Source organism: Leptolyngbya sp. BC1307 (assembly GCF_002286735.1).
In the GTDB taxonomy this organism is placed as follows: domain Bacteria; phylum Cyanobacteriota; class Cyanobacteriia; order Phormidesmidales; family Phormidesmidaceae; genus Phormidesmis.
In genome coordinates this window covers 12,094-24,525 of sequence record NZ_NRTA01000013.1, presented here as the reverse complement: position 1 = coordinate 24,525, position 12,432 = coordinate 12,094, and the positions used below count along the sequence as shown (strand labels likewise).

The window sequence follows — 12,432 nt, the reverse complement described above, 5'->3', positions numbered from 1 at the left end:
GTATAGATGCTGACTTTATAGATTCCGGTTTTAGTAGATATTTTCCACAGCTATCGTCTTTCCATTCGCCATCCGTCGCTCTCTTCTATACCGCTGCTATGGTTTCTCTACTCGAAAATCCACTCCGCGTTGGCCTGCAAAATGACCGCATCCCTGCCCCCCAAATCCTCGTGATTTTTGGGGCCTCTGGCGATCTCACCCAGCGCAAGCTGGTTCCCGCCCTCTACCAGATGCGGCTAGAAAGGCGGTTGCCGCCCGAGCTGACGATCGTCGGCGTCGCCCGGCGCGAATGGAGCCACGATTTCTTTCGTGAGCATCTCAAGCAGGGCGTAGAAGAGTTTGGCGGCGGACTGGGCGGCAATCCAGCGCTCTGGGATGAATTTGCTAAAGGGCTTTACTATTGCCCTGGCAACCTGGATAAGCCAGAAGACTATCAGCGGCTCAAGCAGTTCTTAGGTGAGCTAGATGAAAAACGCGGCACTCAGGGCAACCGGGTATTTTATCTCTCAGTTGCGCCCCGGTTTTTTGCTGAAGCCGCCCAGCAGTTAGGCGGAGCCGGGATGTTGGCAGACCCGAGCAAACAGCGACTGGTGATCGAAAAGCCATTTGGTCGAGATTTGGCCTCTGCCCAAACCCTCAATTACAAAGTGCGCAACGTCTGTCAGGAAGAGCAAATCTACCGAATTGACCACTATCTCGGTAAGGAAACTGTCCAAAACCTGCTGGTCTTCCGCTTCGCCAACGCCATCTTTGAACCCTTGTGGAACCGTCAGTTTGTCGATCATGTCCAAATCACCGTCGCCGAAACCGTTGGCCTAGAAGGTAGAGCTGGCTATTACGAGACGGCTGGCGCAATCCGCGACATGGTGCAAAATCACCTGATGCAGCTTTTTTGCCTGACGGCGATGGAAACCCCGAACTCTCTAGATGCGGCCAGCATTCGCAACGAAAAAGTAAAGGTGCTGCAAGCTACTCGCCTGGCTGACGATAGCGACCTGTCGCAGAGCGCTATTCGCGGTCAATACTCATCGGGCTGGATGAAGAACAAAGCAGTGCCGGGCTATCGAGATGAAGGCGATGTGCCCGAAGGCTCTACCAACAACACTTTTGCGGCATTAGCCCTGCGAGTAGATAACTGGCGGTGGCAGGGCGTCCCTTTCTACCTGCGAACGGGTAAGCGCCTGCCAAAAAAGGTCTCCGAGATTTCTATCCATTTCAAGTCTGTGCCTCACCTGATGTTTCAGTCTGCGACCAAGCAGCTAAATAACAATATTCTGGCTTTGCGAATTCAACCTAATGAGGGCATTGCCATGCGCTTTGAAGTGAAGACGCCTGGTTCTTCACTGCGCACCCGCTCAGTTGAGATGGATTTTCGCTACGATGCGGCCTTTGGTCAGCCCAGTACCGACGCTTACAGCCGCTTGCTGATAGATGCGATGCTCGGCGACCAGACGCTCTTCACTCGGGGCGATGAAGTAGAGCAATCGTGGCGAGTGCTGACGCCACTGCTAGAAGTGTGGGATGCTCCCGCTGCGTCCAACAGCATTCCGCTATACGAAGCGGGCACCTGGGGACCCATTGAAGCCGAACTGCTCTTGAATCGGACTAACCGCCGCTGGCGTCGTCTCTAGATTAGCCTGCAGGTACTTGCACAAGGTCATTCATTGGTTAGTTTTCGTTATGCTTTAAAGGCGTTTCTTAGCAAACTCGATCTATTCCTTTCGCTTTTGTTTCCACTCAGTGCTCTTTCCTTTATAAAAAGCTATGGCAACTTCTATTCTGGCGATTCAAAAGCCCAAAGATATTTCTCTAGACGAGATCGAAGCTGAGCTGCAAAATATTTGGCAAAATCAGGACAGCAGGGGCTCAGCGCCGGTGGCAGCTCGGGCAGCGACCTTTACGATGGTGATTTATGAGCCCGAGGAGATTCAGCAGCTGCTGGCGACGCTAGGTTTTTATACTAATGAAATAGACGGGCTACACCGCTCAGAAACTAGAGAGGCGATTCTAGCGGCTCAGGTTAAATACGACCTGAGGCTAACTGGCCGAGTAGACCCGCAGACTCTGTCCATGCTGCGCCAGGAAGTGCGCCAGCTGCCTATTGAGAAACAGCATTTTCCCAATGATGACATCCGAGGATTTAGCTTTGATGGCCCGCTGGCTGCGCAAAACCCCTGTCGGGTAATTACCCTATGTCCTATCTTTGGCGAAGACGAAGGCGTCACGGCGCAGGTCTCGGCCTATTGCCCGGTGCATAAGGGCAGCAGCGACGGAAACCTGAGGTGCTGTGAGTATATTACGCTGCGAGGCACTAAGGATGCCTTAGAAAGAGTTGGCGATCTGGTAGAATCACTGACCGTTGCAGACCTGCCTAAGTTTATCTGGTGGAAGGCGACGCCTAACCCTGAGCAAGATCTGTTTCAAAAGCTGGCGTTGGCTAGCAGCTGTTTGGTTTTGGATTCGAGCTACTACGGCGATGCCAAGTCCGAGATTGTCAAAATTCAGACGCTGGTGAATGAGCATACTAATATTGCCGATCTCAACTGGTACCGGCTAGCCCCCTGGCAGGAATTAGCAGCAGCAGCTTTTGACCCACCGGAGCGGCGGATGGCACTGATGGACGTTGACCGCGTCGGCATTGACTACGAAAAGGGTAACCCTGCTCAGGCACTGATGTTCTTAGGTTGGTTGGCGAGCCGCTTGGATTGGCAAACTCAAGGCTATGAGTATGAAGGGGGTGACTATGATCTGGAGCGGGTCTACTTTATCGGTGAAGGGGGGCGGCGGATAGAAGCTGAGCTAGCAGGGGTGCCTGCGATTGACCAGGGCGAGGTGCTCGGCGACTTAACGGGTGTGCGCTTGCAGTCGACAAATCCTCAGGCCAATTGCAACACAATTTTGTGCTCAGAGACGGTGGGCTGTATGCGGATGGAGTCTGGCGGGAGTGCGCAGAGCAGCCTGGTACAGGAGGTGACCTCGCTTTCGGATCAGCGCTCAGATCTATTGCTAGAGCAGCAGCTACAGCGGTGGGGCGAAGATGTGCTGTTTGAAGAGAGTTTGGCCACGACTTCTGAGGTTTTAGGTCTGATGGCTCAGAAGTGACAAAAAAATGCCTACATTGCTGCTGAATAAGCCAGAAATGTAGGGCAAACTGCTGACGTTAGAAGACCTATCGGAGAAACAGGCCGTCTATTACTTTATTAGGAGCGGTAAAGTAGTCTCTGGCTATCTCTATCTCTAGAGTGGCCTTAGCGGGGATAGTGGCCTTAGCGGGGATAGCTGCCGTAGCCGCTCAAATAGCCTTCGAGGTCATTAAAGCGATCGGCGTTCAGGCTGTAGTACATCCAACGGCCTTGTTGCCTGGCTGTCACCAGTCCGGCTTCTTTGAGGGTCTTGAGATGAAAAGACAGCTTAGACTGGGCAATGCTGAGGCGATCGCACATATCACCTACGCAAAACTCGCCTTCTTGCAGCAGTTCAATAACCTGAATACGGATGGGCTCGGAAAGCGCATGAAAACCAGAAAAAACGGTATCCGATGATTTTGCCATTGTGATTAATAAGATTGACCTGAGATAGCGCCGAATATCTGCGTTGTGGAGTAGTCTCCAGTGACGCTAGATGTCCACAGCTTAGTCAAGACAAATTGGTTTGGACATCCGGGCATATACGATGAAATCAAGCTATATCAAGAGTTCTCTCGCGGCTGTGATGAGGGTTAGTGCGGTAATTGGCGCGGTGACTGCCCGTAAAACTGCGGCTCCTAGTGAAACAACTTCATAGCCCTGAGCGCTAGCGACCGTAATTTCATCTGGAGTCCATCCACCTTCTGGCCCAATCGCTACAGTGACCGCAGGTGAATGTGCCGAGACCAGGTGAGTTTGCAAATGGGCCAATAGGTGAAGTCGGTCGGTGCGAGCGGCGCAGAGATAGCGCAGTCCTTCGCTGTCCATGTCGGTTAGACATTGCCGAAAGTCTGTGGGCGCAAAAATTTCAGGAACGGTTACCCGCTCGCTTTGTTCGGCGGCTTCTTGGGCAATGCGCTGCCAGCGGCGCAGCTTGCTATCGCTGGGTTTGAGCAAAGTGCGATCGCTCAGCACCGGGTAGATATGAGTCGCGCCTAGCTCGGTGGTCTGGCGCACGACCTGATCAAAGCTGTTGCCTTTAGGTAGGGCTGCTATCAGCCGAAGTGGCACAGACGGCAGAGATTGAGCGGCGATCGCCTCGATAATCTGAGCTTGATCTGGCTGGTCAGTCAGGGCGGCTATCCACTGCTGGCCTGCCCCGTCTTGAGCAATGAAGCGATCGCCCGCCCGCAGTCGCAGCACTCTCAGCAAATAGTGAATCTGCTCCGCTGCCAGTGTCAGTGACGACCCCTGATGCTGCTCGGCGCTAATAGTAATCCGCTGCACCCGCTTCCTTAGACCTCAATGCTAAAAGACCTGGCCTATTGCTATGAGGTTAGCTAGCTAGTAGACGGCTAGCTAGTAGCCCCACTGCACAATCTCTACATCTACAGCCTTAATACCTTCGCTGTAGGTGCCCAAGTCGCGAGCCGCCTGCTCAGAAATATCAAGAGCACCACCAGAGCGATCATTGATCCGCACAGTCACCGTTGCGCCTGTGTCAAAATTAGTCAGCTGAACCAGCGTACCGAAAGGCCAGTCAGGATGGGCGGCGGTGTGGTCGTAGCGGTCAAATATTTCGCCACTAGCGGTATAGTTACCGTCAAATCCGGGGCCGTACCAGCTCACATGCATCGGCTCAGCCAGCGCCGCGACGGGCGTCAGCAGACCAGCTGACAAACTACTCAGAACGCACAGATGCTTCAAAGAGATCAATCTAACCACTCCTTACTTGATTAGCGCCGCCATTATCCCAAGCGATGAAAATAAATGCAATCTTTCGCAACATTTGACCAGCGGACGAGGTCCAGACCAAAAGCTCAGATCAAGGCCGAGCTGATGATTACTCGGCATTTGCAAGTACCCTTTTCAGGACCACCTGGCAGCGGATGAATGCCGACTTGCACCATTGGTGCTTACTGTCGGCGCTTATTGTGCCCTATGGTTTAAGTGGATAGACAGATGCCGCTTTTATAGGCCGATCCCGCCTGCAGCAAGGGCGCTAACCTTATCTGTCCCCCGGGACGACTGAAGAGACCATGCACTTTCACCATCTGCATTTCTACGTTACAGATGCTGAGCTCTGGCGAGACTGGTTTGTTCGTAAACTCGGTTTCCAGCCGGCGTTGACTTCAGCCGCTGAGGCTACTGAGGCTTTGGTACAGGGGGCGATTGAGATTCGTTTGTCTGGCCCTTCATTTGGTCCGCCCTCTGAGCAGACCTCTGAGCAGCCCTCGCTGGTCAATCGCTATCTACAGCGTCATCCGCCGGGCTTAGTCGATATCGCCTTTGCCACTGACCAGTTTGACCAGGTGCTAAGGCAGGCCCAGGCGCAAACCGCCTTGCTCGGCGAAGTCAGCGTTGATACTACTGGCCAGCGGCAGTGTCAGCTAAAGGGCTGGGCCGACCTGCGCCACACGATAGTCGAGGTGTCGTCGCAGTGGATACTGACGCAGCAAACAAAGGCCGCTCAGCTCTCAGCGATTGATCACGCGGTGATCAATGTGCCCCAGGGTGAGCTGGCTGCTGCCTCAGACTGGTATCAGCAGCTGTTTGGTCTGTTGCCCGGGCAGCGATTCGACATCAATACGGCTTACTCAGGGTTGCGCAGTCAGGTTTTAGTTCATCCTCAGGGCACGCTGCAAATACCGATCAACGAGCCCAGTTCGGGCAATTCTCAAATTCAAGAATTTTTACACCATAACCGGGGGTCCGGGGTGCAGCACGTGGCGCTGCGCTGCGCAGATGCGGTGGAAGCGATCGCCCACTTCCGGCAGCAGGGGCTCGACTTAATCAGCGTGCCAGCCACCTATTACGAAGATCTCTGCCAGCGACCAGACCGCCCTCTGGGCGATATCTCGGCTATTAGCCAGCAGCAGCTCTTACTCGACTGGGCCGCTGGTGGACAGCAGGGAATGCTGCTACAAACCTTCACTCAGCCAATTTTTGCGGAGCCTACCTTTTTCTTTGAAATTATTCAGCGCAGTGCCTACCGAGAAAACGGTCAAACTAAGGTCGCCCAAGGATTTGGGGAAGGCAACTTTCAAGCGCTCTTTGAAGCCATTGAGCGAGCCCAGAGAAAGCGAGGTCACCTGAGCTGAGCGCTAGCTACCGTAGGAAGCCCGTGAAAAACCACAGCACTAGCAGGGTAATACTGGTTGAGAGAGAGGATACCTGACTATCGCTCAACGCTGTCCCCTGGCTGCTAAAAATCTGTACGACTATCAATCCCAGCCCCAAGCCGACCGCCAAGCCGACCGCCGCTAGACCCATAGAACGCCAGAGCTTTCGCGTTTTCTGATTGAGAAAATAGACGGCACACATCATGCCTAGCGCCAGGGCAAGAGAAGCGCCGAGGGCGTCCTCAGACGTTAGCACCCAGCTCAGCCCGGCCAAGCCCGCAAAAATAATCGATGGCCAGAGCAGCTCATTACTACTTTCGGGCTGGTCGAGTAAGTCTGTAAACCACTGCGACCCAACGTTGCTTAATGGGCTATTGCGAGCAGTAGTTGGCACAGATGATTTGGCCTGCTTTTCAGCAAAGCGAATGCGATCAGGCACTTTAATCTTGCCCTCTTGCCGCAGCCGGAGGCGTTCCATCAAAATCGCGTCATAGGCGGCTTCGATAGATTCTTTTTTCTGAGGGTTATCCTCGCATTCTGCAACCAGGCGCGCTTTAGCAGACTGAACCTCTTCGAAAGAAGACGCCTCTGTTAGCCCTAACGTTTCGTAATAAACGTTTTGTTCGCTCATTCCTAAACCATCTCCGAATCGATGACCTGGTCGTGTAATGCCGCTGCGCCAGGTACGCTTGTGCGCCATCGGGTTAGCAGATTTTCCGGTTGATCTTATAGCTGATTGACCTTATCTCTGACTGACCTTATGACTGAGATTTGTCAAAATAGAATCTCACAGCTATGGCCAACCTAAACCCTTAGCCCTAGTTTAACCGTGGATCGACCGAAACGAGAATGCCCCTTAGAGAATGTTTGAAAAGGCCAACGCCCAAAAAGTTGCTAAGCGTAAAAACGTTTGATGAAGTGAGTGCCTGCCTTTTGGGCTCGTCTCTTTGCCCTGATGCAGCAGCGCCAGCGCTACCGGCCCAAATGTGAGGGGTTGATCGGCAACCTATGCTCAGTCACAAAATTCTAAGGTCAGCAAATATTTATAGGCGACTTGCGACTCGGTAAGAGAGGGTTTTTTTGTTAAGGTATGAGTGAATTATGAAAAGTTTACTGAGGCTTCTATTATATCAAGAAGTAAAGTAGAGAAACCTATCGATAGCGCCATTCGCACCGAATGCTCTTTAGCTAAGAGCTTTCCGCTGGCGTAATCAAATCTACGCTACCTTTTATTTGCTTTAGTATCAGGATTTCTAAGCTATGGCCGATGCCAAGATCCTTGTAGTTGACGACGAACCCGCCATCCGTAACCTGATCCACCGCTTTTTAGCGAAGCAAGACTACCAGATGGAATCGGCTGAGGATGGCAAAAGCGCGCTCGCAATGTTTGAGCAGTTCAACCCCGACCTGGTTATTTTAGATGTCAACTTGCCGGATGCGAATGGCTACGACCTCTGTAAAGAGATGCAGTCACGAACCGGCGTATTTGTATTGATGCTGACTAGCCGTACCGATGAGGCCGATAAGATTCGCGGCTTCAATACGGGCGCAGATGACTATATTACTAAGCCTTTTAGCCTGGGCGAGCTGGAAGTGAGACTGGGCGCTATCTTAAAGCGCCAGCGCCCGGTAACGGTAGCTGAGCAGCAGTGCTTGACCTTCAGCAAGCTGGCGATTGACCCTATTCGCCGGGAAGTGACGCTAGCAGGCGACATCGTACCGCTAACAGCGCTGGAGTTTGATCTGCTGCACTTTTTGGCAGGGCATCCGGGCCGGGTATGGCGGCGCTCAGAGCTGATCCAAAAGGTGTGGGACTATGAATATGTGGGTGACCAGCGAGTAGTGGATGTCCACATTGGTCAGATTAGAAAGAAGATTGAAATTGACACGACTCAACCCACGCTAATTCAGACGGTGCGTGGCGTTGGGTATAAGTTTGAGCCACCTGCCGAGGCCGAGGTTGTGGCGCAGTAAAGCGGCAGATCAAAGCAGACTATACGGCTCAGACTATACGGCCCAAACTACACAGCTAAAGCAAACCTCGAATACTGGCTACACAGAAGCCTTTCCCGCTGTAGAAGATAGTGGGAAAGGCTTTTGCATTTGCTGGCTCATGCTTGAGCGATCTGATGGTGCTGATTGCGCACTTTCCAGGCGAGGCTGATCAGCTGACCCCAGCGACGCTCTACTCGCTTGGGGGTCCATTTGAGCTGCTGGGCGATCGCCGTATCAGAAGGCCCATTGTCAGGGTCTTGCGCCTGCTGCTGCTTAAGATCTAGCAGCTGAGCCTGCTCGGCAGTGAGCTGGTTTAGAAATATCTGCCACTCGCGGGGAGCAAGGCCAAAGTTTCTATCCAGGTCAGCGCCTAGCCACTGATGCACCAGCTCCCAGCTATGAAACTGAGCAAACTTTTCGACGTGATACTTAAAGCGCTGCTGCAAGTAATCTCGCTGCCGGGCGGTCAGCCCTAAGACTTCGTCGATCTCCGAAGCGGCCATGTCCTGCAACCGCAAGGTGAGGTAGTCAACGCATGCCTGCTGATCTTGTTCCTGGAGGTATTTGATCAGCTCGCGGATGATGCGATCGCGCAGTACCGATTCAGACGGGTCCGTCGTATCGGCCACCATCCGCTCGCGAATCTGCTGAATTGCGGGCGAACGGAAGAAGCCATCGGCATCGTCACCTTTGGGCGAATCCACGGCCATTTCTATATCGACCGAAGTCTCAGCCGGCAGCCTGCGGGCAAACGCCTGCGCTCGTAAAACGACTAGCTGCTGGTTGTAACAGCCCGGCAGTGAGATGCGCCGCTTGGCGTAGTGCTCGCTGAAGGCCATGTACTCTGACAGCTCTAGGCGCGTGCGCGGCGTATAGTCTGCCGGCAGATGGTTTTCGCGACGAAACGCCTTGAGCACCTCGATATAGAAGCCTTGCAAAAAGTCTTCTAGCAGCGTGCAGCGCCCTTGAAACCCTAGCTGAGTCCTCGCAGGGGCGATGTAACGATAGGCGATCGCACTAAGACGACTATGCAGTTCCACCCGGCCCTGACGAGAGCCCAGCAGGTAGTAGTCAAGGTATTTTTTAATGCGGTTTTGAGCCAGCGATCTCTGCCAGGCATTCACTTCACCAGAGGCCTGAATGCGGGTGCTCTTGCGACAGATGCGCGTAACCTCAATAGCCAGGCGAGTGGCTACTGCGTTAACAACCTTTGCACTGGTCGAAATTTCAGCGTTGATCTCGGCGGTTAGAACATCAATCAGCTTTTGATCGACCGGGCAGAGCGTTTGCTCATCACCATTGGCTAGAGCAGGCATACTGCTGTCGATCACCTCTTGATTTGCAGGAGAATCTCCCGTTGGTTTGGGATGCAGGGCTTTTGCAGGTACCTGGGCGCCAACCTTTGACTGACCCTGGTGACGGCTGAGCGTTTTCTTTGGTTTATCCGGATGAGTCTGTTGGGTATCGGTAGTATAAAAAGTAACTTTGGACTGGTGGCAGTCGGGGCGGTCGTTGGAAAGCGGATTAAGCATAGTAGATGGATCCATAATTCTCTTCGGTAACGCACAAGTCAGACGGGAATAAGCAGCTATAGAACAGACGCGCTTGCCGGGTTCGACGTTTTCACTTTAGAGAATACGAATCTGATTCTTAGAAGCTGCTGTGGCAGTCATGCAAGCAACTGTCACATAGCGACTGTCACATACATTAAAGATTCTTGATGGGATTTGCATAGATAAACCTGAGTGCTTTGCTGTGTAAAGGATCTAGCGTTCTAAAGCACAGTCAGGTGCAGGAGAGAAGCCGATTAGCCTGATATGACAGTTGCCATAAGGGTCTATAGCGTCCCCTAGTTCAGGCTGCTTTCTTGGGCTACTTGTTTTGGAGTGACGAAGTTATTCAGGGTTCAGGCGCAGAGCCGCTACAGCTGCGCGCCCCAGGTGATGGCCTCTTGCCAGCCCAGCCCCTGACGAGCTATCTGGGGAGAGTCGCCCGTCAGGTCTAAAATTGTGGACACCTGATATCTGAGTTCAGAACCGCTATCTAGAATTACGTCTACTTGCTTTTCCATCCGGTCAAACAGATCGGCCTTTGATAAAGCTTCTGTGTCATCTTCTGGAGAATTGCGAATAATAGATAAAGCAGAGGTGGAGATAACCGGATTGTCCAGCGCTTCGATCAGGGCTAAACACAAGGGGCTTTTAGGTACTCGAATGCCGGTGGTGCGGCGCTTGGGGTTCATCACCAGCCGGGGGACTGACTTGGTAGCGGGCAGTAAAAAGGTATAGGGGCCAGGGATGAGGTGCTTCATGATGCGGTAGGCCGGATCGCTGACGTTAGCGTAGCTAGCTACATTTGATAGCGAGGAGCAGAGAAAAGTGAGGGGCTTATCGTTAGAGAGTTGCTTGAGCTGGCGAACCCGCTTCAGGGCGTTCTTGGCATTGAGATCGCAGCCGATGGCGTAGACGGTATCGGTGGGATACAGCATGACTGCCCCTTGCCTCAGGGCGTCGCGTACCGCAGCAATCTTACGGGGTTGAGGGGTCTGAGGATGAATTTTATAAACGGTGGCCATGGCTGTAGCGGGGGTATCTGGTAAAAAGTATCAGCTAGGAATAAAGAATGAGATCTGCCGTTAGGTCAGCGTCACCGTATTTTCTCCTGCCTTTGACAAGGTTTTTGCACCTGTGAACCTATGCTTATGAAAACGTTAGCCTACCTAGAGTGTCCGACCGGAATTGCGGGTGATATGTGCCTGGGGGCGTTGGTTCACGCGGGTGTGCCGCTCTCTTATTTAGAAAGTCAGCTGGCCCAGCTCGGGTTACAAGATGAGTTTCGCCTGCGGAGCGAATCGGTGTTGCGCAATCAGCAGGCAGCGACCAAAGTCTATGTGGATCTATTGGAGGCTAATGGTGATGGCGGCAGCGATCGCCTCAACCATCACCACCACCGGCATCACGGCGACCAGCACCACCACGATGGACATACTCACAACGAACATACGCATAGCCCCAAGCACCACAGCGGACGCCGGTTGCCCGAGATTGAAGCGCTGATTCAGCGGGCGGATTTGCCTGAGCGGGTGACCACCTGGAGCCTGGCAGTGTTCCGGCGGTTGGCGGAGGCAGAAGCCGCTGTGCATGGCATTGCGCCTGAGCAAGTGCATTTTCACGAGGTCGGCGCAACGGATGCCATTGTCGATATTGTCGGGACTTGCTTAGGGCTGGACTGGCTACAGATAGACCAGCTAATATGCTCGCCGCTGCCCACGGGGGGCGGCCAGGTGCGCTGTGACCATGGCCTGCTGCCAGTGCCGGTGCCAGCAGTGCTGAAGATGATGGCCAGCGCGCAGATGCCGGTATACAGCAATGGCATTGACCGGGAGTTGGTGACGCCGACAGGCTGTGCGATCGCCGCCACCCTGTCGGCGTCATTTGGCCCGCCCCCTCGCTTTACGCTGCAAAAAATCGGTCTGGGCGCTGGCGGTCGCGATCTGCCGCTGCCCAATATTCTGCGTCTCTGGATTGGCACTGTAGAAGCTAGTGCGGTAGAAACGCTGCCTGCAGGCGTTCAGCAGCGTTCAGCTCGGCAGCGTTTAGACAAATCCTCAACGATCCGCTCGCTATCGGCAGAAGCCCCCGAGACAGAAGCCCCTGAGACAGAAGCTCCTGAGACAGAAGCCCCTGAGACAGAACCCATTATTGAACTGCAGACACAGCTAGACGACTGCTCGCCTCAAGCCATTGGCTACCTCTTTGACCGACTGTTTGCCGTAGGCGCTGTCGATGTGTTTAGCCAGGCAGTGGCCATGAAAAAAAACCGCTTAGGCACGCTACTGACGGCATTGTGCCCGCCTGCTGCTGCCAGCGCCTGTGAATCAATGCTCTTTCGAGAGACGACGACTTTAGGCATTCGCCAGACGCAGCAAAGGCGCACTGTGCTAGCGCGGGAGATGGTCACAGTCACGACAACCTACGGTCAGGTGCCGATTAAGGTGGCTAGGGCTCAGCCAGGCGGAGCCGTGCTCAACCTTCATCCTGAGTATGAAGACTGCGCTGAATTGGCGCGATCGCACAACATCCCCTGGCGACAGGTGCATCAGGCAGCGATGGTAGCAGCGGCTCATTGGCAGCGCAACGGGCAAAGCGTCGGGGAAAACAGTCTTGGATCAGTGCAGTAGCGTCAGCGAG

Annotated in this window: 11 protein-coding genes; 5 read left to right on the top strand and 6 right to left on the bottom strand. The window is 53.6% G+C overall.

All coding sequences use genetic code 11. The annotated features are described in order from the left end of the window. Positions 1 to 98: 98 nt before the first annotated feature. Both zwf and opcA read left to right on the top strand, forming a co-directional pair. Positions 99 to 1,631, top strand: coding sequence for a glucose-6-phosphate dehydrogenase (zwf, locus tag CKL79_RS09650; RefSeq protein ID WP_121969377.1), 1,533 nt, complete (start codon positions 99 to 101; stop codon positions 1,629 to 1,631). A gap of 133 nt (positions 1,632 to 1,764) precedes the next feature. Then, on the top strand, positions 1,765 to 3,102 hold the full coding sequence (gene opcA, locus CKL79_RS09645) for a glucose-6-phosphate dehydrogenase assembly protein OpcA (RefSeq protein WP_121969376.1): 1,338 nt from the start codon (positions 1,765 to 1,767) through the stop codon (positions 3,100 to 3,102). A gap of 164 nt (positions 3,103 to 3,266) precedes the next feature. On the opposite strand, the gene CKL79_RS09640 is transcribed toward opcA, so the two are convergent. The 3 genes from CKL79_RS09640 to CKL79_RS09630 form a co-directional block, all read right to left on the bottom strand. Then, entirely contained in the window at positions 3,267 to 3,551 is a 285-nt protein-coding gene (locus tag CKL79_RS09640) for a metalloregulator ArsR/SmtB family transcription factor (protein ID WP_121969375.1), read from the bottom strand. 132 nt (positions 3,552 to 3,683) lie between these two features. Then, positions 3,684 to 4,412, bottom strand: a complete 729-nt coding sequence (locus CKL79_RS09635; RefSeq protein WP_121969374.1) for a 16S rRNA (uracil(1498)-N(3))-methyltransferase — start codon at positions 4,410 to 4,412, stop codon at positions 3,684 to 3,686. A gap of 72 nt (positions 4,413 to 4,484) precedes the next feature. Continuing rightward, entirely contained in the window at positions 4,485 to 4,841 is a 357-nt protein-coding gene (locus CKL79_RS09630) for a septal ring lytic transglycosylase RlpA family protein (protein WP_240518771.1), read from the bottom strand. 410 nt (positions 4,842 to 5,251) lie between these two features. Here CKL79_RS09630 and CKL79_RS09625 point away from each other — a divergent pair, with 410 nt between their 5' ends. Then, positions 5,252 to 6,226 carry a VOC family protein gene (locus CKL79_RS09625; protein WP_205879045.1) on the top strand — a complete coding sequence of 325 codons (975 nt, stop codon included), beginning with the start codon at positions 5,252 to 5,254 and terminating at the stop codon, positions 6,224 to 6,226. 7 nt (positions 6,227 to 6,233) lie between these two features. Here CKL79_RS09625 and CKL79_RS09620 read toward each other — a convergent pair whose 3' ends face one another. Further along, the gene (locus CKL79_RS09620) at positions 6,234 to 6,878 is read right to left on the bottom strand and encodes a CPP1-like family protein (protein ID WP_121969372.1); all 645 of its coding nucleotides are present in this window, start codon (positions 6,876 to 6,878) and stop codon (positions 6,234 to 6,236) included. 629 nt (positions 6,879 to 7,507) lie between these two features. Here CKL79_RS09620 and CKL79_RS09615 point away from each other — a divergent pair. After that, positions 7,508 to 8,221: a response regulator transcription factor gene (locus tag CKL79_RS09615; RefSeq protein WP_121969371.1), complete on the top strand. Its 714-nt coding sequence runs from the start codon at positions 7,508 to 7,510 to the stop codon at positions 8,219 to 8,221. Positions 8,222 to 8,358: 137 nt separating this feature from the next. Here CKL79_RS09615 and CKL79_RS09610 read toward each other — a convergent pair whose 3' ends face one another. Together CKL79_RS09610 and CKL79_RS09605 are read right to left on the bottom strand one after the other, a co-directional pair. Then, positions 8,359 to 9,789, bottom strand: coding sequence for a HetZ-related protein (locus CKL79_RS09610; protein WP_240518770.1), 1,431 nt, complete (start codon positions 9,787 to 9,789; stop codon positions 8,359 to 8,361). A gap of 374 nt (positions 9,790 to 10,163) precedes the next feature. Then, on the bottom strand, positions 10,164 to 10,817 hold the full coding sequence (locus CKL79_RS09605; RefSeq protein ID WP_121969370.1) for an L-threonylcarbamoyladenylate synthase: 654 nt from the start codon (positions 10,815 to 10,817) through the stop codon (positions 10,164 to 10,166). Between the two features lie 126 nt (positions 10,818 to 10,943). Between CKL79_RS09605 and larC the strand changes: the two genes are divergently transcribed. Further along, a complete protein-coding gene (larC, locus tag CKL79_RS09600; RefSeq protein WP_121969369.1) occupies positions 10,944 to 12,422 on the top strand; it encodes a nickel pincer cofactor biosynthesis protein LarC in 1,479 nt (492 codons plus the stop codon). The last annotated feature ends 10 nt before the right edge of the window (positions 12,423 to 12,432 follow it).